The sequence below is a fragment of the Scandinavium sp. NPDC088450 genome (genome assembly GCF_044900545.1).
Classification (GTDB): Bacteria; Pseudomonadota; Gammaproteobacteria; order Enterobacterales; family Enterobacteriaceae; genus Scandinavium.
The window spans coordinates 165,794-189,130 of sequence record NZ_JBJDNI010000005.1; the positions used below are offsets into that span (position 1 = coordinate 165,794).

Sequence of the window (23,337 nt, forward strand, 5' to 3'; positions counted from 1 at the left end):
TCATTTACACATAACAATGATGAATTCGCTCAATTTCGGCAGGTAGCAAATGAAAAAAATCGCCCTCGTGTGTTCTGGTCTTATTTTCTCCTCTGTGGCGAATGCCAGTGCGCTCTATTTCTATGAAGTCGGTACCGAATCAGCCGGTCTGGCCAATGCCGGACAGGCTGCGCTCGCGCAAGATGCGTCAACGATTGCCAGCAACCCGGCAGGGATGACCCGTTTACCGGATCACATGTTCACCGGTGGTCTGCAGACCATTGGCGGCAACATCGATTACCAGCTCGACAACAGTAACCTCAAAAGCCCGGGTAATGTCATGGACCTGACGCCGAGTGCCAGCGGTTTTTACAGCCAAAAGATAACCGATGACCTGTATGCGGGAATTGGCTTATACGGTAACTTTGGCCTGGGTATTGATTATGGCAATTGGGCTGGGTCAAACGTGATTAAGAAGAGTAATCTTCTGGCGATGACCCTGAGTCCTTCTCTGGCCTATAAGCTCAACGATCGCCTTTCTCTCGGCGCATCCGTCAACGCCAACTATGGCATCTTCAGCCTGACCCGTGATGTGAACGGCGAAGACGACAAACAGAAAGATCATGACTGGGCGATGAGCTACCGCCTGGGTTTGCTGATGCAGTTAACCGATCAGACGCGTGCGGGTATTACCTGGAACAGCAAAACCGATTATGACTTCGCGATTGATGAAACCGCGCATCTGCCACAGGGTGACTATAACCTCCCGCTGACCGCTTCGATAAAAGCACCACAGCAGTTGATGTTCAGCCTGGTGCATGACATCGACAAGCAGTGGTCGGTGATGGGCGACCTCGGCTGGCAGGACTGGAGCCAGTTTGGTGCACCAAACATCACGGTAAATGGCCAGAAGGTGGACAATGCCAGCCGCATGAAAGATACCTGGCACACCGCACTGGGCGTGCAGTATCGTCCAACCGAGCAGTGGCGTCTTAATGCGGGTGTGGCGTTCGACAGCACGCCTTATCGTAGTCAGAGCGATACCAGCCTGAGCCTGCCGACCGGCGACGAATGGCGCTTCGGGACCGGGGCGAACTACCAGATTACTCCGGCCAGTAACATTGGCTTTGCGGTGGAATACCTGCATATGCAGTCTTCCCGCGTTTCTTCACCTGCCGTGCTTTCCGGTAGCTTCGACCACCCTTATCTGTGGTTTGCTAACGTGAACTACAGCTATCAGTTCTGAGTTCAGGCCAGTCTGAAAAAAGTGGAGAGTGTCGCAAGGCACTCTCCTTTTTTTATCTCTACTTCCCATCCTGCTGCACTCTTGCTGCACTCCCTCTGCGCTTTTCTCTTGAAGAAATAAAGATAATGAGTATAGTTCTCATTCTCTTTTTTATTTGATTTTGGCAGGGAACTTTTGATGAAACGTACACTCACCGCGTTCGCCGTCGCGTTCGCGCTGGTTGGCTGTGCTGCGCAGAGCACGCCGACGGCAAAACAAGCGCCACAACCCGTTGTGCCAGCCGCCACCGATATCGTGACCCGCACTCTGGCCGAGGGCCTGTATGAAATGGCCTTAAGCCCGACGGGCGATGCGCTGTATGTCGCCAGCGCCGAAGGATTTAAAGATGTGCAGGGCGGGGTGGTGTACAAACTCGACCCGGCCACCCTGAAAACCACGGGTGCCAGCCATACCGATCTGAAAAACTTCGCCATGGCGATGTCAGGCGACGGCAAAACGGTGTACGTCACTAATTCTCTCGACGGCGGCATCAGCGCCATCAATACTGCCGATGGCAAAGTGAAAGCTCGGCTGCTGTTCCCGGAGCGTAACGAAAAAGGCCTGCCGTACGGTGCGCGTCAAATCCTGCTGCACAACGACACGTTGTATGTCGGCGCTGTCGCTGACCCTGCGGTGATTTGGGTGGTGGATGCCAAAACGCTGAAACTGAAGACTCGCATCAAAAACACCGGGAAGTGGATGACCGGCCTGCATTACTCCGATAACACCGGGCGTCTGTATGCAGCGAATGGCGGCGGCGAAATTCTGGTGATCAACCCGCGTAATAACCGTATCGAACAGCGCTGGAAACCGCTGGGTGATAAGCCTGCGCTGCTGCTGAACATCGCCGAAGACAGCGAAACGGGGCGTCTGTTTGTGACCGACAATTCGCAGGCCAAAACTACGCTGGTGCTGGATATTCACAGCGGCAAAGTGATGAAAGACTTGCACATTGGTGACTCACTGGGCGTGGTCTTCAACCCGAAACGTCACGAGATTTACGTTTCCCAGCGTGAAACAGGCAAAGTGCTGAGTCTCGATGCCACAAGCTACGCGGTGAAAAAGAGCTGGGACCTGAAGCCAAACCCCAACAGCCTTCTGCTTTCCGCTGACGGACAAACGCTGTACGTCACCGTCAAACAAGCCTTCAACAAAGACCATTCAACCGATGGGCCCGACAGCGTCGTGCGCATTGCGCTGAACCACTAAAAAAAGACCGGCCCGGTGACGGGCCATTTGTTTCACTTAGCCTCGTTAAAAGCAAATTATGCATACTTCCAACACAACTGCGTTTCGTAAAACGCTGCTGGCACTTGCCATCGGTGCGGTTTCTCACTCTGCCCTGGCGGCAGATACTCAGCAAAAAACAGCCAGCGAAGAAACCATGGTGGTTCAGGCGACCGAAGGGACTGATTTCAAACCCGGTGGCAACGATTTGGTGCCGGCGTTTCTCGATGGGCAGGTTGCCCACGGTGGGCGTCTGGGGATGCTCGGCGAACAAAATGCAATGGACGTGCCGTTTAACATCGTCGGCTACACCTCAAAACTGGTAAAGGATCAGCAGGCAAAAACCATCGCCGAGGTGGTCAGTAACGATGCCAGCGTGCAGCCGGTGCAGGGTTACGGCAACTTCGCGGAAACCTATAAAATCCGTGGCTTTGAACTCGATGGCGACGACATGACGATGGGCGGTCTGGCGGGCGTGGTGCCACGCCAGGTGATGGACACCCAAATGCTTGAGCGCGTCGAAATTTTCAAAGGCGCAAACGGCCTGCTAAACGGCGCGGCGAGCACCGGTGTCGGCGGGATGATCAACCTCGAACCTAAGCGTGCGGAAGACACGCCGACGGCGAGCGTAGGCGTGGACTACACTTCGGATTCACAGGTTGGCGGCACGCTGGATTTGGGCCGTCGCTTTGGTGACAACAACCAGTTTGGCGCACGCTTCAACTTTGTTGATCGCGAAGGGGAAACGGCTGTCGATTCTGACAAACGTCGCACCACGCTGGCCTCGCTCGGCCTGGATTATCGTGGCGATCGCCTGCGCACTTCACTGGATTTGGGCTATCAGAAGAAAACGTTCCACGGCGGGGAAATGGGCGTCAACATCAGCGGCGTGAATTTCATTCCTGCTGTGCCGGACAGCAGCAAAAACTACAGCCAGACCTGGGGCTACAGCGATATCGAAAGTGAGTTCGGGATGGCGAAAGCCGAATACGATCTGACCGATAACTGGACGACCTATGCGGCGTTTGGCGGGCAGCATTCCCACGAAATCGGCACGTACTCTGCGCCTAAGTTGATCAATGAAAACGGCGATGCCACCGTCGGCCGTCTGGATACCAACCGTATCATTGACGCCTGGAGCGGAATGGGCGGCCTGCGCGGTAATTTCGATACCGGCCCCATCAGCCATAAAGTAAACGTGGGGTACGCGGCGCAAATTAAGGAAGACAAAACGGCCTGGCGCATGTCTTCCAACAACCCGACCACCAATATCTATGACAATCAGGGCGTGGCGAAACCGGACAACGCCTGGTTTGGCGGCAACTATTTCGACCCGCTGACCACTGCGCGTAGCCGGACTCAGGGCTGGTTGTTGAGCGACACGCTTGGCTTCTTCGACGATCAGGTGCTGTTCACGGCGGCGGCTCGCCACCAGAAAGTGGTGGTGCGCAACTACAGCAACGCGACGGGGCTGGAAGATACGTCTGCACGCTATACCGAAAGCCGCTGGACGCCGACTTACGGCATTGTTTACAAGCCGTGGAAAGAGCTTTCGCTGTACGCGAACCACACCGAAGCACTGCAACCTGGCGACAACGCGCCAACCGGCGCAGCAAACTACGGCCAGAGCATGGGCATTCTGCATTCCAAACAGAATGAAGTGGGGGTGAAGATTGATTACCAACGCGTGGGTGGCTCACTGGCGCTGTTCGAAATTAAGAAACCTTCCGCGCTGCTGAACAGCGATAACTATTATGTGCTGGATGGCGAGCAGCGTAACCGCGGAATCGAACTGAATGTGTTTGGTGAACCGGTGCTCGGCTTGCGTCTGAACGGCAGCACCACCTGGCTTGATCCGGAACTGACCAAAACGGCGGGCGGCACCAATGATGGCAACGATGCGATCGGCGTGTCTCGTTTCTATGCGGTGTTAGGCGCGGAATACGATATCAAGCCCGTGGATGGCCTGACTGCGACGGTAAAAGTGAGCCACACCGGTTCGCAGTACGCCGATGCGGCGAACACCAAAAAGCTGGACAGTTACACCACGCTTGATCTCGGCGTGCGCTATCGTACTCGTGTCAATGCCAACCAGAACGAAATGGTCTGGCGTGTGGGCGTGGATAACGTCACCAACGAGAAATACTGGTCTGGGGTAGAAAGCTACGGCACCTACATTTTCCAGGGCGAACCTCGCACCGTGAAGGTCTCGATGAGCTACGACTTCTGATGACGCAACAGCCCGGCGCTCGTCGGGCTGCTATCACTTCTTCAGGTTTGCCAGAGCGGATTCAATCAACGCTTTCGCCTGGGCCTGAATCTGCTCAATGACACACTCTTTTGACAACCCTTTTTGGCATCCTGTGCACACCACAGGCGCGGGAACCGTTGAATTTTTGATGGCGGGAATATCGCTGACTGTCTGAACCTGCCCACACCACGGGCAGGTGATCGTACTTTGACTCATCACTCAATCCTTGTATTGATGTGATGAATAAATTAACCCGAATTGTCCAGACATGCAGCGAATGTGTGAGTCTCATTGAGGAACCATTGATGAAAATCAGCAACGCGCTAATCAACATCGGAGCTTGATCACAAACACGTGTTTTTGTTCCATGGCACCCCCTGCCACCCGAGCCAGATCAGGAAACCCGGGAGTTTTGTTGCGACACCCCCGATGAAGTGTTAAAAGGTGCCCCTTCGAAAAAACGCTACAGGGGAACGACGTGAGAAACGCGTCATCTGCATCCGAAAACTTGCCAACGGATGCTGAGTCGGACAGTCAGCCGACGCTACACCGCGGTTTGCAAAATCGCCATATCCAGTTAATCGCTCTCGGCGGGGCCATCGGTACCGGGCTGTTTCTTGGGATAGGCCCTGCCATTCAGATGGCCGGACCTGCCGTGGTGCTGGGCTACGCCCTCGCCGGAATCATCGCTTTTCTTATCATGCGTCAGCTTGGTGAAATGGTGGTTGAAGAGCCTGTCTCCGGCTCTTTCGCCCACTTCGCTTATAAATACTGGGGGCCGTTCGCCGGGTTCCTGTCTGGCTGGAACTACTGGGTGATGTTTGTGCTGGTCGGCATGGCTGAGCTGACCGCCGCAGGGATTTATATGCAGTACTGGCTGCCCGACGTACCGACCTGGGTCTGGGCGGCAGGCTTCTTTATCATTATTAATGCCGTGAACCTGGTGAACGTGCGCCTGTATGGCGAAACGGAATTCTGGTTTGCGCTGATCAAAGTGCTGGCGATTGTCGGGATGATTGGCTTCGGGCTGTGGATGTTGTTTACCGGTCACGGCGGTGAGCGCGCCAGCTTCGATAACCTTTGGCAGCACGGAGGATTCCTCGCCACAGGCTGGCATGGGCTGGTGCTGTCGCTGGCCGTTATCATGTTCTCATTCGGCGGGCTGGAGCTGATTGGCATTACCGCAGCGGAAGCGCGTGACCCGGAGACGACCATTCCCAAAGCCGTGAATCAGGTGGTGTACCGCATTTTGCTGTTCTATATCGGTTCGCTGGTGGTGCTGTTGGCGCTCTATCCGTGGCTGGACATTAAATCGGACAGCAGTCCCTTTGTGATGATTTTCCACAATCTCGACAGCAACCTGGTTGCCTCTGCGCTTAATTTCGTGATTCTTGTGGCGTCCTTGTCGGTCTACAACAGCGGGGTTTATTCTAACAGCCGCATGCTGTTTGGCCTGTCTGTGCAGGGGAATGCGCCGAAATTCCTGACGCGCGTCAATCGTCGCGGCGTGCCAGTCAATTCCCTGATGCTCTCCGCTGTGATCACTTCGCTGGTGGTGCTGGTGAACTACCTGCTGCCACACGAAGCGTTTACCCTGCTGATGGCGCTGGTTGTGGCCACGTTACTGCTGAACTGGGTGATGATTTGCCTGGCGCATTTGAAATTCCGTGCCGCGCAGCGTCGCAAGGGGCGTGAGCCGAAATTCCGTGCTCTTTGGGCACCTGCCAGCAACTATCTGTGCATCGCCTTTCTGCTGATGATTTTTGTGCTGATGCTGACGATGGACGGGATGCGCCTGTCGGCCATCCTTCTGCCAGTGTGGGTGATTTTCTTGTTCGTTGCTTTTAAGGCGCTGAGAAAACGCGCCTGATAAATGAATCCCGCCAGATGGCGTAACACCGTTAGTTTAAGACCGAGATACCCGGGGCGACCACCGGGTTTGGCGTCCCTCCGGGAACCAAATCCCGGTGTTTCCCCTAATTCATTGGCTTAAGTGAACGGCGTTAGCCAGCTGGCGGGATTTTTTTGCTATGCGCGGGCTCCCGAAAGAGCGCGAATATCATTTCCGGTCGGGCTCTGGTGAATGCGTAATCCGAACTCGTCGACGACCGCAAAAATGTGGTCAAAAATATCCGCCTGAATCCCTTCATATTCCGCCCAAACCACGGTGTTGGTGAAGGCGTAGATTTCCAGCGGCAGTCCGTTCGCATCCGGCGCTAGCTGGCGAACCATCAAGGTCATGTCTTTACGAATGCGCGGGTGATTGCGCAGGTACTCATTCAGGTACACGCGGAACGTGCCGACGTTGGTCATTTTGCGGCGGTTCAGAATGGACTCATCGCCACCCTGTTGCTGGTTCCACTGACTGATTTCCTGATGGCGGCTGTCCATGTACGGCTTCAGGAGTTTGGCCTGAATCAGACGTTCTTGTTCCTGCTCATCAAGAAAATGGATGCTGGTGGTGTCGAGGCTTAGGCTGCGCTTGATGCGACGGCCGCCGGAAGCCGACATGCCGCTCCAGTTTTTGAAGGAATCCGACACCAGTGCCCAGGTGGGAATGGTGGTGATGGTGTTATCCCAGTTGCGCACTTTGACGGTGGTCAGGCCGATATCGGTGACGGCGCCATCTGCGCCGTATTTCGGCATTTCCAGCCAATCGCCCAGACGCAGCATGTCGTTCGCCGACAGCTGTATTCCCGCAACCAGCCCAAGAATCGGATCTTTAAACACCAGCATTAATACCGCAGCCATCGCGCCAAGGCCGCTGATTAATATGGCGGGCGACTGACCCAGTAGCAGCGAGATAATCAGTATCCCGACCAGGATAGCGCTGACCAGTTTAATCCCCTGGAAAATGCCTTTCAGCGGAAGCTGGGAAGAAAAGGTGTATTTGCGCGACAGATTAAGTACGACATCCAGCAGCGAGAAAAAGGTCAGCAGCGAATACAACATCACCCAAAGCTGAGCACAGTTGATAAGAATGGTGGACGCGTCGCTGCCTTTTTGCAGCCAAAGCACCGCTTGTACGTGAACCACAATCCCTTGAACCGTCAGGGCGACACGGTGAAAGAGCTTGTTTTGGGTGATGATTTGCAACCATAAATGTTGGCTGGCCTGCGCCCGTTTTTCAAAGGCGCGCAGCACCACCCGGTGCAAGATCACGTGCAGAATAAGCGCGGTGAGAAAAATAATTCCGAAGATGATAATTAGCGATGTGGTGTGATTAACGTCGATGCCCCATTTCTCGAAGGCTTTTATTATTTCCTGCATAACTTCTCCTCTATTTCAGCGGCCATGATGACCGCTGAGAGAATAAGATGCAAACCGCGTGGTCTCAGAGTGACGGCACAGGGCACCGTGATAAGTGCTGACGGAAGCTCAGGGCGATGGCGGCAAGCAACAGCATCAGCAGCACTTCCAGCCCGAGAAAGCCGACGATAGCCGTGATGTAACCGCCGCCTGAGGCCAGCGCCAGAAACACGCTGCCGAGTACCGCAGGGCCAAGCCCCAGCGTGGATTGCTGAAGCGTACTCAAAATGGCGCTGCCTGCTCCCGCATCCCGTGATTCGATGTCACGCATGCCAATTCGGTAAAAGCTATTGACGATAAGCGCCTGCCCGTAGCCCACAAGCGCCGTGGCCGGAGCCAGCGTTATCGCACTGGTGTGCAGCCTAAAATGCCAGAAGGTCAGCATCAACAGCAGCAAGCCCGCGATTTGCACCGACAGGCCAATCAGCAGGATTTTGCCCATGCTGTAACGCGCAATCAGCTTTGGCGCGAAGAGGGCTGAAACAAAATAGGCGATGCCCAGCGCGATAAAACTGTTGCCCGACTGCCAGGGCGCCATACCCAGCCCGCTCTGCATGGTCAGCGCCATGCAAAACATAAAGCTGGACCAGGCGCTGAAGAACAGCAGCGCGATCACCAGCCCAAAACGGATACTCGGGAGCTTCAGCAGACGCGGTGGCAAAAGCGGCATTTGTCCTCGCAGCTGCTTTGCCACCGCGTTTTGACGCATTAGCCAGATGAGTGGGATCAGCGCCACTAACATCAGTTGCAGGAGCAGCGGCCAGTGGAGTTCTCTGCCGAGTGCCATCGGAAACAGCAGGCAGCAAAGGATCAAGGCCAGATAAACGGTGCCCGGCCAGTCGATGCCAGAAGGGCTTTCACTGCGGGTTTCCGGGACATAGCGACGACTCAGTGCCAGTACCAAAAGACAAATGGGTACGTTGATGAAAAAGGCATTTCGCCAGCCTAATCCGGCAAAATCGGCGGAAACCAGCCAGCCGCCGCCCATTTGCCCGACAATAAACGCGATGCCGCCAATGCCGCCGTAAAGACTGATCGCCCGGGCATGTTCGCGCCCTTTAAGCGTCACGTGCAGCGTCGCCAGAATTTGCGGCACGATGAGAGCGGCCCCCGCACCTTGTAAGGTTCGCGCGGCAAGCAGGGCGTGAACCGAGCCCGCCATCCCGCACAGCAATGAGGCTAAGCCAAACAGGGCGACACCCCACATAAACACCCGGCGGCGACCATGGTTATCGCCGAGTTTACTGCCCATCGCCAGACACACAGCGAAGGCTACGCCGTACAAGGCGACAATCAACTCCAGTTGCGTGGGTGTGGTGTGCAGCGACTGGGTGATGGAATCCAGCGCCACGTTGGTAATGGATGTGTCTATCAATGGCAGCATTTGTCCGGTCAGAAGCAACAGCAAACCGGCACGGCCAGGTGAAACAGCAGACGAATTCATGGGAGACTCCATTGCGTCATTCAGGGATCGGACGTAGCATCGCTGAATGAATAAACGGGTACCAGTTCCTGGTTATACTGGTACTGGCACTACTATGCTGGAGGACCGATGTCACTGATCGCGCCTGTTGAATTGACCCCATCACTGCATGACGATAGCCGCAAACAGTTGGGCGCGTTTCTGCGCTCGCGGCGTGAAAGCCTTGACCCACAGCGGCTAGGAATGCCACGCAGTGGACGGCGGCGAACGCCTGGATTGCGTCGGGAAGAAGTCGCGATGCTGGCCGATGTGGGCGTCACCTGGTACACGTGGCTGGAACAGGGCAGGGAAGTGAACCCGTCTGCGGCGGTGATGCAGGCGGTGGCCAATGCGCTTCAGTGCTCGCCGTTAGAAACCCGCCATCTTTTTGTATTGGCAGGATTACCACCGCAGGAATCCTTGCAAATTCCCCAATGCGAAGGGATCAGCGCTGGAACGCGGCGGATGCTGGACACGCTCATGCCTCAGCCCGCCAGCATTCAGAAGCCCAATTTCGATATCGTGGCCTGGAACGACAGTTTTTGCCGCTTAATGGGCGTGGATTTTGCCACCTTGCCGGAGGAAGACCGGAACTGCATTTATCTCTATCTGACGCATGAAGCCTGGCAAAGCCGTCTTGCCAATCCGGAAGTGTTGCCTACCTTTGTCTCCTATTTCCGTGCGGCGATGGCCGAGCATCGGGGAGACCCGGCCTGGGAAGATAAACTGGCGCGGTTTTTTGCCGCCTCATCTGAATTTGAATCGCTCTGGCATCAGCGCTACGAAGTGCGCGGCGTCGAAAACCAGCTCAAAACGTTTCACCATCCCGTGCTCGGCGTTTTCAATCTTCAGCAGATGTACTGGTATTCTGCCCCCCGGAATGGTTCGCGCCTTTTAGTCTATTTGCCAGTGGATGAAGCCGGTGAAAACGCGCTGCAATGGCTCGATTCACAGTGATAAGTCAGGGGCCGTTATGTTGTTACCAACCTTTGGCGGCCAGGCTCTATACCCGTTTATTGGGGTATTTCTGAGATGGCCGGCATAAAGTGGTTTTCTTCCTGATTTTTAGCGGCTTCGCTGGTCGTTCTGGGGCGATATGCCGGGAAAATCTGGCCTCCAGGAATGTATCACGCTGCAAAAAAGGAAAACTCTTCTGAAGCCAGTTCCCTCTTTTCCCCGCGAGTTCCTGCGCTTTTCTGCCTGATACGTTAACGTTCAGGCGAAAAGTGCAAATTTAGCCTTTAAGGCAATTTGCCTTATATGCTAAGTTCTCAGGGAGAAGAGCAATATGTTTCATCTGGAAGTACATGACTCAGCGCAGGATGAGCTTCTTGCTTTGCCGAAGCGAGTTCAGGCCCGGTTTATTCGCCAACTGGATAAACTGCGGGCAAATCCTACGGTGTTACGTGAGCCAGACTCAAAGCCATTAGGAAACGGGTTATTTGAAATCCGCACCGTGGGTTTCTTTCATACTCGCGGGATCTATGTGTACCGACGGGGCAAAGTTATCTGGTTATTAAGAGTCTTTGTGAAGAAAACACAGAAGACGCCGCAGGCCGAGCTTCACCTCGCGATGAACAGATTAAAGGAGATGCACGATGAGTAAGAAAATCATTCCCTGGGATGAAGTCAGAGCAAAAATGCTTGCTCAGCCTGGCGTGAAGGAAGCTTATGATGCCCTGGAGCGGCAAGAACGCCTGCGAGATATGCTGGCGCAGTGGCGCAAGATTGCAGGTTTAACGCGGTCTCAGGTTGCTGAACGGATGGGCGTGACGCCGCCGACGGTGTCCAGAATGGAGGCCAATGTGACTCGTGCAAGCCTCGACACGCTGACACGCTATGCGCTGGCGTGTGGCGTTGAAAATCCGATCATTAAACTGTACTGAAAGACGCCCGACGACAGACCATCGCCGGGCAGTGAGATTAGATCTCGGTCACCGTGGTGCTCTGCGGCAGACGGGATTTTGGCAGGCTGGCGTTGAAGTCTTCCACGCTGTGACGGCCAACTGGCACCACCACCACGCTGGTGAAGCCTTTTTCATTCAGGCCAAATTCTTCATCCATAATCGCGGCATCAAACCCTTCGATAGGCACTGCATCCAGACCCATCGCGGCTACGCCCAACAGGAAGTTACCGACGTTCAGATAGACCTGTTTCTGCATCCAGTGGCTGTCATCTTTCAGCTCTTTGCGATGCAAATCGGCGAAGAAGGTACGGCCTTTGTGGTTGCCCGCTTTGGCTTCTGGAGTGGCGAAACGGCCATCTGCATCTTCCTGATCGACCACTTTTTCCAGCCAGGCATCGTCCATCGCGGTTTTCGCACAGAACACCACCACATGAGAAGCATCAAGCATTTTGCGTTCGTTGAAAACGAAACCGCCCGCAGCGGATTTCGCCACGCGCGCTTTGCCTTCTTCCGTGCTGGCAACGATAAAATGCCACGGCTGGGAGTTGGTGCTGGATGGGCTGAACTGCAGCAGAGTTTTCAGATTTTCAGCCTGCTCAGCGGTCAGCTTTGCGCTGGCATCAAAAGCTTTAGTTGAGTGGCGTTTTAAGGCGACGGAAATGATGTCCATGATGGCTCCTCAAAGGGGTAACACCGCGTAGCGGGTGCGTTCAGTGGGAGCAGAGTACAGCGCAAGCTGCGAAAAGATAAGTATTAAATATCCGATAACACTTGTTGTTAAAAACAGAAAATCACACCGGGCGCATCATTTTTTGCTGCCGTTTAGGCAGCTTATCCACCACGCAATGCCAGGAGTCGTCGATGAGCGCCTCGACCAGCTCAGGGCTGATATCCTCGCCGCCATAGACGGTTATCCAGTGTTTTTTATTCATGTGATAACCCGGCCCAATGCTCTTATAAATTTCCTGATGCAACAGGACGTTATCCGGTTTGGCTTTGAGATTGATAATCGGCTTTCCGCGTAACGTCATGGCAAGCATAAACATTTTTCCGCCAACCAGATAAACGTCGCATTCAGGGCCAAACGGCCAGGCTTGCTCGGTGAAGGGCAATTCAAGGGCGAACCGGTGCGCATGTTTGACAACCGCTTCCCCATTCATGCAACACCTTCCTCAGCCAGTGCCAGCCACATCGCTTCAAAACCCAGTGCGGTCAAATCACCCGCTCGTTTCGGTTCGTGGCTCGCAAACTCAATGGTGGTTTCGGCAAGGGACAAGAAAAGTGCATCGCCAAAGGCACGGTAGGATTCAGACTGAAACACCTCGCGCACGGAACGCTCACAGAGCTTATTCAGCTCCGGGAACATGTCGGAAACCTGCTGTTTGGTGTCGGCGGTGATTTTCTCACTGACGGCCATACGGCGAATGGCTTTATGACCAATTGGGTTTTGCACGCCCCAACTGATATAGCTGTTCCAGATGCAGCGCGTGAAATCCTTCGGCGTCACGGCATTGCCAATCCCGGCAAGCATGGTTTCACACAGTGAGCTTTTCAGGTGCAGATAAAGCGCATTGAGCAAGTCGTCTTTAGTGGCGAAATAACGAAACAGCGTTCCCTCGGCAACCCCTGCATTACGGGCAATCAGGGCAGTCGATGCCGCGATGCCCTGCTGGGCGATGGCGACCGTGGCGGCCTCCAGCAACGCTTGTTTTTTGTCTTCACTCTTCGGACGAGCCACTACACTTTACCTCTCAGTCTGTAAAAGACGGTGATTGAAACATGCCGCTTGCAGCACTTCAACGGCGAATGTCAAAAATTGAAAATCGTCTTGACGACTTTCATCTCCTTTCTATAATGAGTGCTTACTCACTCATAATCAAGTTTCTTCCCACAGCGTCTCCAGGATGGAGTCTGTCTACGGTCAGGATATGAAGCGTCTTCTGTTAAGTGTGGTCGTCATTATGTTAATTGCCAGCGCAGCAAGTTTACCGTTTGTCCTCAATGCCGGGTTTGGCAAAGCGCCACAGGGCGCACAGCTCAGCACAGTTGAACGCTCCACAAACTATCGCGACGGTCAGTTTCACAACCAGCAGCCCACTCCAAGCTGGTCCGGGCAAAAGAGCATGCCTGCCGCAATCTGGGAATTTCTGACCGTCAAGCGTGAAAACGCTCGTCCGCAGCAGCCGTTACCGATGGTGAAAACCGATCTTGCGAGCCTGCCGGTGCAACAAGATGTGATGATTTGGCTCGGGCATTCTTCCTGGTATTTGCAGCTTTCCGGGAAACGCATATTGATTGACCCGGTCTTCAGCAGTTACGCCGCACCGTTTTCCTTTTTGAATAAAGCCTTTGCAGGGGACTATCCCTGGAGTGCGGCGACAATGCCGGAGATCGATCTGCTGATTATCTCGCACGATCACTACGACCATCTGGATTACGCCACCATCAAAGGGCTGATGCCCAAGGTTAAGCGTGTGGTGACGCCATTGGGCGTAGGGTCACATCTGCGCTACTGGGGAATGGACAGCGAGAGAATTTCCGAAGCGGACTGGAACCAGAAAGTTGAGATAAGCGACTCGCTGGCCGTCCATGTGCTGCCTGCTCGCCACTTTTCAGGCCGTGGCCTGAAGCGTAACCAGACCTTGTGGGCGAGCTTCATGTTCGTCACCCCAGAGCAAAATATTTACTACAGCGGTGACAGCGGCTATGGCCCGCATTTCAAGGCCATCGGCGAGCAATTTGGTCAGGTCGATTTAGCCATCATGGAAAACGGCCAGTACGACCAGGACTGGAAGTACATTCATATGCTGCCAGAAGAAACGGCGCAGGCAGCGGTTGATCTCAACGCCCGCGCCGTGTTGCCAGGCCATGCCGGGCGTTTCGTTCTCGCGAAACACACCTGGGATGACCCGTACAAACAACTGACCAAAGCCAGTGAAGGGAAAGACTATCGTCTGTTAACACCGGTTCAGGGTGAACCTGTTTGGGTTGCTAATCGCGACCAGCAATTTCGTGCCTGGTGGGAATAATCACCAGGCCATTCAGAGGAGGGGAGGAAGGTATGACGATTTCCGCTCAGGTTATTGACACCATTGTCGAGTGGATTGACGACAATCTGCACCAGCCACTGCGTATTGACGATATCGCACGTCATGCGGGGTATTCAAAATGGCACCTGCAACGCCTGTTTGTACAGCAAAAAGGGGAGAGTCTTGGACGCTACATTCGCGAGCGTAAGCTGCGACTGGCAGCAGAAGAACTGCGAGAAACCGATCAGAAAGTGTATGACATTTGCCTGAAGTACGGCTTTGATTCGCAACAGACGTTCACCCGGGTCTTTACCCGAACGTTTAAGCAACCGCCTGGTGCCTGGCGTAAAGAGCACCAGAGCAGTACGCACTAGTCCCCATCTACTAGCCCGTTTAACGGGCTTTTTTTATGTCTTCACGACAAACCCACAGCATAAATGTTATTGAAAACAATTCCCATTTGCATTAGCGTGGTGCGCAATGTTGACAAAGGGAAACAAGCACAATGAAGATGGCGTGGAGTGGCTTACTTATTGGGCTAAGTGCAATGCCCGCAGCGGCAGTAACCTGCGAATCTCCTTCGGCTCAGGGAGAACAAAAAGGAAAGTTGGATGCCAGTGAAGAAGCGTGTTTCGAACGTCCTTTGCCGACAAGCCCTTTGTTGCAGCAACTGGCGAAAACCCTGAAGCAGGGCGGAACCACTGCCGATTTCTGGCAAGCTCGTCAGCAGGAAGGCACACCGTTGGTGGAGCCCGTTGATGCTAAACATAAACGCGTCACCTTCCTTTGGCGCGGCGCTCGCAACAATGTCTTTATTCTTGGTTCTCCCGCGGGCGATCACGACCCGCTTTTTCGACTAGGGGATTCCGACGTCTGGTATCACAGCTATGTGGTTCCCGCCGACACCCTGATGCAATATAAACTCGCGCCTGATGTTCCACTGATTGAGGGAAACATGCGTGAAAAGCAGCGTGCGATGTTGGTCAGTGCTCAGGCCGATCCGTTGAATCCCAATACGCTACAGCCCCAGCAAGATCGCTGGAGTCGTTCTTCTCTGTTGGCGCTCAATCCTTCGCGCTACTGCAGCCTGTCGGCCATGAAGGCACCGATTAAGTCTGGCTCGCTAACCCGCCATCAACTGCACAGTGATTTTCTCGGTAACACCCGGGAAATTACGCTCTATCGCCCAAGGCTGCCGCAGCCCGCACGCTGGACGTTGCTGCTTTTTGACGGCAAGCAATATCAGGACGATTACCATTTCGCCAACATTCTCGACGGCCTGATTGCCCGTCATGTGTTGCCGCCCGTTAACGTGGTGTTTATCGATTCTTTGGATCACGCACGCCGCAGCGCCGAACTGCCGCCGAATCCACATTTCGCCGATTTCATGGCGCACGAGCTGCTGCCCTGGCTTCATCGTCAGGGGCTGAATATGCAGCGGCAGAAAACCGTCGTGGCCGGATCGAGTTACGGCGGGCTTGCCGCCTCGTGGGTGGCGTTACGCTATCCACGCTTGTTCGGGAATGTGCTCAGTCTTTCCGGCTCGTATTGGTGGGCACCGAAAGGGGAAGCCGCCAGTTGGCTGACCCGTGAATATCAGCGAACGCCGCGATATCCGGTGCGTTTCTGGTTACAGGCGGGCACTTTTGAGGCCAGTGGTCCAGGCGGTGGCAACTACAAACACACGCTGGAGTTTGAACAGGTGCTGCGTGAAAAAGGGTATCGCGTGAGCTTTCATTCTTCCTCCAGCGGCCATGATTATGCTGGCTGGTGCGAAGCGCTGGTGGAAGGAATGAGGGATTTCACCGGATTAGCGAGAAGGTGACAGCCAGCGTCGCCAGACATAACGAATGACGAAAAATTCAATCGCGCCGAGCACCAGGAACCAAACGCAAAACAGCAGCGTATAGAGCTGGTTCAAATCCATCAGGTGGAAAACGGTCACCAGATTTTGCGCCACTGTCAGCCCCAGGGAAGGGGCGGGCAGCAGCAGGCAAGAGAGAAACGCCATCAGTAAAATGCCACCGGCGGTGATCAGGGAGTCGAGCATAATAGTTATCGTAAGCCAAAAAATGATGCCTGATGATACCTCAAGTTCCTGCCTCAGGCGGCCCAAATCTCGCAGTGTTTTTCCACCAGTGAAATCAACGATCCTCCCTCTGCGATAAACGCTCTCATCTTATCGGCCTCGCTATGACCTTGTTTTACCAACAGAGAAAGAGCATCGATGGCGCTGCCTGCCTGGTGCGTTTCGGCCCACGGGGCAACGGTGTCCAGCAGGCGTTGAATCTCTTCGGCAAGCGTGCGTTGTTCGCCGCTATGAACGTCGGTCAGCACGCCTTCCAGCCCGTATCGGCAGGCCTGAAAACGGTTAAATTTATACAGCAGGTAATCGCGTTCCTGATGTTTAAAGGGTCGGGTTTCGAGCAGCCAGCGGGCGGTGGCCTGAATCAGCCCGGCAATATTAACTGCGTGACCCAGGGTCAGCGGCGTGTCCATCACACGCACTTCCACCGTGCCAAAGTGCGGGCTGGGGCGAATGTCCCAGTGCAAATCTTTAATGCTGTCAATCATGCTGGTGTAGCTCAGCCGACGAAACAGCCCTTCAAACTCCTGCCAGTTTGTCACCCAGGGCATGGGCCCCATATCGGGAAACGCAGAGAAAACGTTGAGGCGCGAAGAGGCAAACTTGCTGTCAGCGCCCTGAAGATAAGGCGAGGCTGCACTCAACGCGATAAAGTGAGGGACAAAGCGCGAAAGTCCGTGCAGCAGATAAATCGCGTCATCGCCGTTCGAACACCCCACGTGAACATGCTGGCCGAAGACCGTTGCCTGTTGGATCAAATAACCAAACTGTTCCAGCGTTCGCAGATAACGCTCGTTATCGTACACTTCCTGGCGTTGCCATTTCTGAAACGGGTGGGTGCCACCGCCACAGATTTGCACATGCTGGCGAGAAGCCGCCTCCAGTACCGTCTGGCGAATGGCAGAAAACTGCGCGCTGGCCTGGTGGATATCCTCACAAACGCCCGTCGCAATCTCCAGCATGCTTTCGGTGATGTCGTGCTTGATTTCGCCTACGGTGACCGCCTCTTTTATCTGCGCAATCAGCGCGGAAGAGTCCTGGCTCAGGTCAAATCCCGGCGGATTCACCACCTGTAATTCCAGTTCAATGCCTAAGGTAAACGGGGTGGAAACATGGAAATCGGGGAGCGGCATGAGCATCTCGGCGCGTGGAGGGATGTCTGAACAGTATTGCCTCGCTCAGACATCTGCGCCACTTCCCCGGCCACAAAGCTGAACCGGGGAAGGGAAGGCGAATTAACCTGCGGACCAGGTATACGGTGCAGCAACGCCCAGCGGCATGCCCAGTCCCCACCATGCCAACAGGAACAGGCTCCAGGTGACAAAGAAGGCGATGGAATAAGGCATCATCATCGACACTAACGTGCCGACTCCAGCGCCTTTCACATAACGCTGGCAATACACCACGACCAGCGGGAAGAAGACCATCAGCGGGGTGATGATGTTGGTGCTGGAGTCACCGATACGGAAGGCAGCCTGAGTCAGCTCCGGTGAAATCCCTACCGCCATCAGCATCGGCACCATAATCGGCGACAGCAGCGCCCATTTCGCCGAAGCGGAACCGATCAGCAGATTGACCACCGCCGTCAGGACAATCATCCCAATAATGGTGGCTTCACCCGGCAGCGCCATCGCTTTCAGGCCGTCTGCCCCCGCCAGCGCAACCAGCGTGCCGATGTTAGAATCGCTGAAGGCCTTGATAAACATCGCGCAGAAGAACGCCATCACCATGTAGGAGCCCATCTTGCTCATGGAGTCGTTCATCGCGCCGATGACATCTTTCCCGGTTTTAAACGTGCCGGAGGCGAAGCCAAAGACAATGCCAGGAATAATGAAAATCAGGAAAATCAGCGGCACGATGGATTTCATGATCGGCGCGCTGTAAGCGGTCAGTGAGCCATCGGTGCTACGCAGCATCACCCTTCAGGCCAGGCCGCAGCCGCAAGGGCTACCAGACCGAGGAGCATCACCAGCCCGGCGCGGGTAAACGCGCGGTTTTCCTGGTCGCTGACGTGAGACATATCTTCGTCGTGCTTAAAATCACCGTCGATGGTCATCTTGCTGACGCGCGGCTCAACGATACGTTCAGTCACCCACCACCCGACCAGCGTAATCACGATGGAAGAAGCGATGCCGAAGAACAGGTTGCAGAGCGTATTGACGGTGTAAGTACTGTCGAGCAGTTGTGCCGCCGCCTGAGTGAAGCCCTGCAGCAGTGCATCGTTGCCGGTGGGCACCATGTTGGCGGCAAAACCGCCGGACACGCCGGAAAATGCAGCGGCAATACCGACCAGTGGATGGCGTCCCGCAGACATAAAGATGATGGCACCCAGCGGGATCACCAGAACATAGCCTGCATCAGCGGCAACATGGCTGAACATTGCGACAAAAATCAGCATCGGCGTCAGCAGTTTTTTCGGCGTCACGCGCAGCATCTTTTTCAGCGCCACGTTGATAAAACCAGAGCTTTCGGCCACGCCAACCCCGAGCATCGCAACCAGCACAATACCGAGTGGCGCAAAACCGGTGAACGTGGTGACCATGTTGGCGAGTGTATGGGTTAACGCTTCGGCAGACAGCAGGTTATTGACCTGCACCGTTTGCTGATTGACCGGGTTCACGATGTCGAACTCAACCATCGACAGCACGGCAGACAGGCCCATCACCGCGAGTAAAAAATAGAAGAAAATAAGGGCGGGCTCAGGCAGACGGTTACCCGCTTTTTCAATGGCATTGAGGAAGCCGCTCATCAGGCGACTTTCCTGCCCATCCTTGTTGGTCCTTGTCAGTGTATTCATAGATCCCCTCTCAACCGACTGGATGTTTCATTTCATTGCTGAATGTATCAAGGGGAGATAATAGAGATTCCGCGAGCGGGTGACACGTCATTTTTCGTCATTAAAGCCGATTTTGATCTCGATTTCAGAATATGATTCCGAATTATTCGATGAAAACTGGTTTTTGATTCGGCTAATGTTTCTTGTGGTGGTGATATTGGCTGTGTGGTGGGCTGGTGCCCTTAACCCCGTTTCCGACGGCATGCTATAACGTGGAGGAATGTAAAAAGGGGGATGACGTGGCAGAGTTGAATGAATACGGGCAATGGGTAGGCGATCGAGTTCCTGACTGGAAGGGCGCAGAAACATTGGTCAGAAAAGTACTGACAGGACGAAGCTGTCAGTTGCAACCGCTGAACGCGAGCCAGCATGCCGCCGATCTTTTTGATGCTTTTGCACAGGTGGGCGACGATCGCGACTGGACATGGCTTGGCAGCGAGCGCCCTGCAACAATAGACGCCACCCATGCCTGGTTACAGGCAAAAGTCGACGATTCAGGTTTAGTGCCGTTTGCGGTCATTGATCTGCATTCGGAGCGTGCCGTCGGCGTGGTGTGCCTGATGGCTATCGACCAGTCGCACGGCACTGTCGAAATCGGCCACGTCAGCTGGTCAGTACGGATGAAACGCAGCACGTTGAGTACGGAAGTGGTTTGGCTGTTACTCACAGAAGCTTTTGCCTGCGGTTATCGCCGTGTGGAGTGGAAGTGTGATTCCCTCAACACCGCCTCCCGAAAAGCCGCAGAACGTATTGGTTTCACCTTCGAAGGGCGTTTTCGCCAGCGAATGGTCCGTAAAGGCCGCAACCGCGACAGCGACTGCCTGTCGATAATCGACGGTGAATGGCCGGACATTGAGAAAGCGCTACAGGCGTGGCTCGCGCCCAATAATTTTGATCAACAAGGCCAGCAGCTACGCAAACTGGAGAGTTTTCGCCAGTAGCGTCACGACCAGCTGATCCCACCGCTGCCAGACGAGCGAATGATGCTGCCCATCAAGTTCCGGAGAGAACGCTGCTGTCGTTTTCAGTACGATTAGCCGCTCGCTTAATCCGATGATTTGCGCGCTGGCAAAACCAGGCATTCCGGAGGTTGCAGAAGAGAGCGCTTTGAACAGGCTTTCTTTCGCGCTGAAGGCGAGCGTTAGCGCTAAAGGGAAGGGCAGATCGCTGGTTCGCAGAATGTGTTCTTCATCAGGACAGATAACGCCAGAGGCAATCTCTGCACACAGCGCTGGCGTAAAAATCTCTTCGAAATCAAGACCGACAGCGCTTTGGCTCACCACCGCCAACGCCGAATTTCCGCAATGGCTGATACTGCCAAACCAGCCTTCAGGCCAGAGCGGCTGACGCTGCTCGCCAATATCGGCAATGTGCCTGATCCCTTGTTCCCGCAAGGCATAAAAGGCCGCGACTCGCCCGGCAAGGTGTTCGGCTTTACGCTTTCTTCCAGAGTGCGAAAGTTTGACGTGATGCGGCAGCCACAAGAGATCCGCGTCGATGAAGGTTTCGGGCTGGAAGTCGATTCGGTGTAGGGTGAGATTGGCTAATGGAAAGATACTGTGCTGAACATTCATCGCGAGTTACCCCTCTCCCTGACCCTCTCCCAAAAGGAGAGGGAATTTCTTTTGCCCCCTCTCCCTTGAGGGAGAGGGTTGGGGAGAGGGGGTTAGCCTCCTGATCAGAAGTGCGTATTCACACTCAGATAGTAAGTCCGACCTGACTCGTTATAAGTCTCAGCCCCCGCACCGTACATATACCCGGTGGCACCGCCAGTGGTCTGGGCGTTACCCGCGCGCCAGTGGCGTTTATCGAACAGGTTGTCGATACCGGCCGTCAGGCTGACGTACTTCGTTGCATCCCAGGTGCCGCTCAGGCCAACAATGCTGTACGGGCTAACTTCGTTAAGTTCGCTGCCGGTCGCCGGTTGGCCTTTGTAGTTGTACTTCTTCGGTTGCTGTTTGCCATACCAGGTAAAGGTCGACTGCACAGAGAAGTCCTGCACCACCTGCCAGCTCAGCGTTGAGTTCAGGGTATATTCCGGGATGATCGACAGACGATCCCCGGTTTCCTTGTTCTTACTCTGCAGCATATAGGTGATGTTGTTGGTCCAGTTCACGGTGTCGGTGACGGGAACATTCAGCGTCCCTTCCAGGCCTTCAACCACCGCTTTCGGCACGTTTTCCCACTTATAGACATCGGTCCCGGCGGCATTGGTGTACACCGACGCGTAGCCTGCTTCAATCTTGTTGCGGTAATCGTTACGGAACCAGGTTGCTCCTGCCAGCCAGCCGTCGCGTTTGAACTCCAGCCCAATCTCTTTGTTGATGCTGGTTTCGGCCTTCAGGTCATCATTACCTTGCAGGTAGCAGCCGCTGGCGCTGGCATAGCAGCCCTGGCCTTTACTGTAGAGAATGTAGTTCGGGTTGGTCTGATACAGGCTTGGCGCTTTATAGGCGCGGGCGATGCCCATTTTCAGGGTGAAATCATCCCACAAACCTTGTGACAGGTTCAGCGATGGGCTCCAGTTGTCGCCCACAATGCTGTGATGATCGTAACGCAGCGCTGGCGTCAGCATGGTGGTGTCGGTGACTTCGATATTGTCTTCAGCAAACAGCGAGAAGATTTCCGCCTGAGAGTAAGGGCTGCGGCCGGTGCTGCTAAAGCCAGGGATTGTGCCGCCCATAAAGGTCTGGGTGTTCGAGCCGTTGTCCTTCATCTTCTGCTGATTCCACTCGGTGCCGAGCGTCAGGTTCTGGTTGAAGACGAAATCAATCGGGATGTTCACTTCGCTGTGCAGCAGGATATCGTCGAGGTCGATATCGACGAATTTATTGGTATTGAAAATCCCCTCGGTGCCGCCCGCCAGGCCTTCGCCTTTACGCGAGTTACGGGTGTGCTCGTATTGCACCCAGTTGCTGGTGGTCAGGCCGTTATCCCAGCCGCCGTTCCAGGTCAAAGAGAAGTTCTGGCGGTAGAGGCGGTTGGTCTCTTTGCCATAGTTTTCTTTGACGAAATTGTTGGTGTTGGTGTTCTGAGTATCGCCCGCATAAAGGTTGTTCTGGCGGCTGTAGCCTGCCTCCAGTTCCAGAGACTGCATCGGGGCGAAGTCCCAGCGCAACAGGCCGTTGATGTCTTTGTTTTCAACGCCTTCACGCCCGGCAGGCAGGGTATTCTGGTAAATACCGGTACGCTCAGACTGATGGCCCTGGTTGATATCCCAGGCATCGGCCTGCGTTTTATCGAGGTTGCCGTACAGACGGAAGCTGAAATCGCCGCCCATCGGGCCGGTCAGGCTAAAGTTGGTGCGTTTGGTGGAGCCTTCGTCTTTGTGTTCCGGCAGGTTCATGTAGGTGTCCCAGGAACCGTGCCACTCATTGCTGGATTTTTTGGTGATGATGTTCACCACGCCGCCTGCTGCGCCGTTGCCGTAACGGGCCGCAGCAGGACCACGAATCACTTCAATGCGCTCAATCATTTCTGGCGGAACCCAACTGGTATCACCGCGGGTATCACGTTCGCCACGCCAGCCCAGACGCACAGAGTTACGGCTGGTGACAGGCTTACCGTCAATCAAAATCAGGGTGTTTTCCGGGCCCATACCGCGAATATCAATCTGGCGGTTGTTGCCGCGTTGGCCGCTGGTGGAGTTGCCGGTGAGGTTTACCCCTGGCATGGTGCGGATGATTTCAGAGACGTCGCGAGCGGGAGGCCTTTTGCGAATTTCCTCTGCTGTGATGGTGGAAACGCCCGGTGCCTGCAAGTTCTGCTGAGCTGCGGTCACAACCATCGTTTCGTCATTCGCTGTGGTTTTCTCCTCAGCGGTTCCCTCGGCGTGCAAAGGAAACGCCGCCCCATAAATCCCCAGATTGACCAGTAAGGCCAATGATTTGAGCTTGTTATTCATTATCGTCCTGCTTGGCAGTTGTGTGTGTCAAAAACGCGCGTCAATACGCTATTGCAAATGCA

The 23,337-nt window shown here is 54.7% G+C and carries 23 protein-coding genes; 11 read left to right on the forward strand and 12 right to left on the reverse strand.

Annotated elements, in window-relative coordinates; genetic code table 11:
• Window positions 1–49: 49 nt before the first annotated feature.
• From ACI2I2_RS06910 to ACI2I2_RS06920, 3 genes are all read left to right on the forward strand, one after another.
• Window positions 50–1,225, forward strand: a complete 1,176-nt coding sequence (locus tag ACI2I2_RS06910; protein ID WP_404657234.1) for an OmpP1/FadL family transporter — start codon at window positions 50–52, stop codon at window positions 1,223–1,225.
• A 177-nt stretch (window positions 1,226–1,402) separates the two neighbouring features.
• Window positions 1,403–2,473, forward strand: coding sequence for a hypothetical protein (locus ACI2I2_RS06915; protein WP_404657235.1), 1,071 nt, complete (start codon window positions 1,403–1,405; stop codon window positions 2,471–2,473).
• A gap of 58 nt (window positions 2,474–2,531) precedes the next feature.
• Entirely contained in the window at window positions 2,532–4,721 is a 2,190-nt protein-coding gene (locus ACI2I2_RS06920; RefSeq protein WP_404657236.1) for a TonB-dependent receptor, read from the forward strand.
• A gap of 33 nt (window positions 4,722–4,754) precedes the next feature.
• Here ACI2I2_RS06920 and ACI2I2_RS06925 read toward each other — a convergent pair whose 3' ends face one another.
• A complete protein-coding gene (locus tag ACI2I2_RS06925; RefSeq protein WP_404657237.1) occupies window positions 4,755–4,958 on the reverse strand; it encodes a hypothetical protein in 204 nt (67 codons plus the stop codon).
• Between the two features lie 262 nt (window positions 4,959–5,220).
• Here ACI2I2_RS06925 and pheP point away from each other — a divergent pair, with 262 nt between their 5' ends.
• On the forward strand, window positions 5,221–6,612 hold the full coding sequence (gene pheP / locus ACI2I2_RS06930; RefSeq protein ID WP_404657238.1) for a phenylalanine transporter: 1,392 nt from the start codon (window positions 5,221–5,223) through the stop codon (window positions 6,610–6,612).
• A gap of 158 nt (window positions 6,613–6,770) precedes the next feature.
• Here pheP and ACI2I2_RS06935 read toward each other — a convergent pair whose 3' ends face one another.
• Window positions 6,771–8,012 (reverse strand): mechanosensitive ion channel family protein, encoded by a 1,242-nt coding sequence (locus ACI2I2_RS06935; RefSeq protein ID WP_404657239.1) that lies wholly within the window; start codon window positions 8,010–8,012, stop codon window positions 6,771–6,773.
• A gap of 64 nt (window positions 8,013–8,076) precedes the next feature.
• Window positions 8,077–9,495 carry an MFS transporter gene (locus ACI2I2_RS06940; RefSeq protein ID WP_404657240.1) on the reverse strand — a complete coding sequence of 473 codons (1,419 nt, stop codon included), beginning with the start codon at window positions 9,493–9,495 and terminating at the stop codon, window positions 8,077–8,079.
• A gap of 108 nt (window positions 9,496–9,603) precedes the next feature.
• Here ACI2I2_RS06940 and ACI2I2_RS06945 point away from each other — a divergent pair, with 108 nt between their 5' ends.
• The 3 genes from ACI2I2_RS06945 (at window position 9,604) to ACI2I2_RS06955 (ending at window position 11,399) form a co-directional block, all read left to right on the forward strand.
• A complete protein-coding gene (locus ACI2I2_RS06945; RefSeq protein WP_404657241.1) occupies window positions 9,604–10,470 on the forward strand; it encodes a helix-turn-helix transcriptional regulator in 867 nt (288 codons plus the stop codon).
• A gap of 331 nt (window positions 10,471–10,801) precedes the next feature.
• Window positions 10,802–11,119 (forward strand): type II toxin-antitoxin system RelE/ParE family toxin, encoded by a 318-nt coding sequence (locus ACI2I2_RS06950; protein ID WP_404657242.1) that lies wholly within the window; start codon window positions 10,802–10,804, stop codon window positions 11,117–11,119.
• On the forward strand, window positions 11,112–11,399 hold the full coding sequence (locus ACI2I2_RS06955; protein WP_404657243.1) for a helix-turn-helix domain-containing protein: 288 nt from the start codon (window positions 11,112–11,114) through the stop codon (window positions 11,397–11,399). The genes ACI2I2_RS06950 and ACI2I2_RS06955 overlap by 8 nt, the downstream gene beginning before the upstream one ends.
• 37 nt (window positions 11,400–11,436) lie before the next feature.
• On the opposite strand, the gene nfsB is transcribed toward ACI2I2_RS06955, so the two are convergent.
• The 3 genes from nfsB to ACI2I2_RS06970 form a co-directional block, all read right to left on the reverse strand.
• On the reverse strand, window positions 11,437–12,090 hold the full coding sequence (gene nfsB, locus ACI2I2_RS06960; RefSeq protein WP_404657244.1) for an oxygen-insensitive NAD(P)H nitroreductase: 654 nt from the start codon (window positions 12,088–12,090) through the stop codon (window positions 11,437–11,439).
• 121 nt (window positions 12,091–12,211) lie between these two features.
• Window positions 12,212–12,580 (reverse strand): MmcQ/YjbR family DNA-binding protein, encoded by a 369-nt coding sequence (locus ACI2I2_RS06965; protein WP_404657246.1) that lies wholly within the window; start codon window positions 12,578–12,580, stop codon window positions 12,212–12,214.
• Complete coding sequence (locus ACI2I2_RS06970; protein WP_404657247.1) at window positions 12,577–13,158, reverse strand: TetR/AcrR family transcriptional regulator; 582 nt, start codon at window positions 13,156–13,158, stop codon at window positions 12,577–12,579. Before ACI2I2_RS06970 ends, ACI2I2_RS06965 begins: the two co-directional genes overlap by 4 nt.
• Window positions 13,159–13,348: 190 nt before the next feature.
• On the opposite strand from ACI2I2_RS06970, the gene ACI2I2_RS06975 reads away from it, so the two are divergent.
• The 3 genes from ACI2I2_RS06975 to ACI2I2_RS06985 all read left to right on the forward strand — a co-directional run bounded on the left by ACI2I2_RS06975 (window position 13,349) and on the right by ACI2I2_RS06985 (window position 16,274).
• Window positions 13,349–14,449, forward strand: a complete 1,101-nt coding sequence (locus ACI2I2_RS06975; protein WP_404657248.1) for an MBL fold metallo-hydrolase — start codon at window positions 13,349–13,351, stop codon at window positions 14,447–14,449.
• Window positions 14,450–14,481: 32 nt separating this feature from the next.
• Window positions 14,482–14,823: a RamA family antibiotic efflux transcriptional regulator gene (locus ACI2I2_RS06980; RefSeq protein WP_404657249.1), complete on the forward strand. Its 342-nt coding sequence runs from the start codon at window positions 14,482–14,484 to the stop codon at window positions 14,821–14,823.
• Window positions 14,824–14,954: 131 nt separating this feature from the next.
• The gene (locus tag ACI2I2_RS06985) at window positions 14,955–16,274 is read left to right on the forward strand and encodes an alpha/beta hydrolase-fold protein (RefSeq protein WP_404657250.1); all 1,320 of its coding nucleotides are present in this window, start codon (window positions 14,955–14,957) and stop codon (window positions 16,272–16,274) included.
• Here the strand turns inward: ACI2I2_RS06985 and ACI2I2_RS06990 are convergent.
• The 4 genes from ACI2I2_RS06990 to ACI2I2_RS07005 all read right to left on the reverse strand — a co-directional run bounded on the left by ACI2I2_RS06990 (window position 16,260) and on the right by ACI2I2_RS07005 (window position 19,332).
• Window positions 16,260–16,499: a DUF1158 domain-containing protein gene (locus ACI2I2_RS06990; RefSeq protein WP_404657252.1), complete on the reverse strand. Its 240-nt coding sequence runs from the start codon at window positions 16,497–16,499 to the stop codon at window positions 16,260–16,262. The two genes, ACI2I2_RS06985 and ACI2I2_RS06990, sit on opposite strands and share 15 nt — an antisense overlap.
• A gap of 53 nt (window positions 16,500–16,552) precedes the next feature.
• Window positions 16,553–17,668 carry a YbdK family carboxylate-amine ligase gene (locus ACI2I2_RS06995; protein WP_404657288.1) on the reverse strand — a complete coding sequence of 372 codons (1,116 nt, stop codon included), beginning with the start codon at window positions 17,666–17,668 and terminating at the stop codon, window positions 16,553–16,555.
• Window positions 17,669–17,770: 102 nt separating this feature from the next.
• On the reverse strand, window positions 17,771–18,451 hold the full coding sequence (locus ACI2I2_RS07000; RefSeq protein ID WP_404657253.1) for an AbgT family transporter: 681 nt from the start codon (window positions 18,449–18,451) through the stop codon (window positions 17,771–17,773).
• Window positions 18,451–19,332: an AbgT family transporter gene (locus tag ACI2I2_RS07005; protein ID WP_404657254.1), complete on the reverse strand. Its 882-nt coding sequence runs from the start codon at window positions 19,330–19,332 to the stop codon at window positions 18,451–18,453. Before ACI2I2_RS07005 ends, ACI2I2_RS07000 begins: the two co-directional genes overlap by 1 nt.
• A 278-nt stretch (window positions 19,333–19,610) precedes the next feature.
• Between ACI2I2_RS07005 and ACI2I2_RS07010 the strand changes: the two genes are divergently transcribed.
• Complete coding sequence (locus tag ACI2I2_RS07010) at window positions 19,611–20,312, forward strand: GNAT family N-acetyltransferase (protein WP_404657255.1); 702 nt, start codon at window positions 19,611–19,613, stop codon at window positions 20,310–20,312.
• Here ACI2I2_RS07010 and entD read toward each other — a convergent pair.
• The gene (gene entD / locus ACI2I2_RS07015) at window positions 20,283–20,945 is read right to left on the reverse strand and encodes an enterobactin synthase subunit EntD (protein WP_404657256.1); all 663 of its coding nucleotides are present in this window, start codon (window positions 20,943–20,945) and stop codon (window positions 20,283–20,285) included. The two genes, ACI2I2_RS07010 and entD, sit on opposite strands and share 30 nt — an antisense overlap.
• Window positions 20,946–21,049: 104 nt before the next feature.
• On the reverse strand, window positions 21,050–23,275 hold the full coding sequence (locus ACI2I2_RS07020; RefSeq protein ID WP_404657257.1) for a TonB-dependent siderophore receptor: 2,226 nt from the start codon (window positions 23,273–23,275) through the stop codon (window positions 21,050–21,052).
• Window positions 23,276–23,337: the final 62 nt, after the last annotated feature.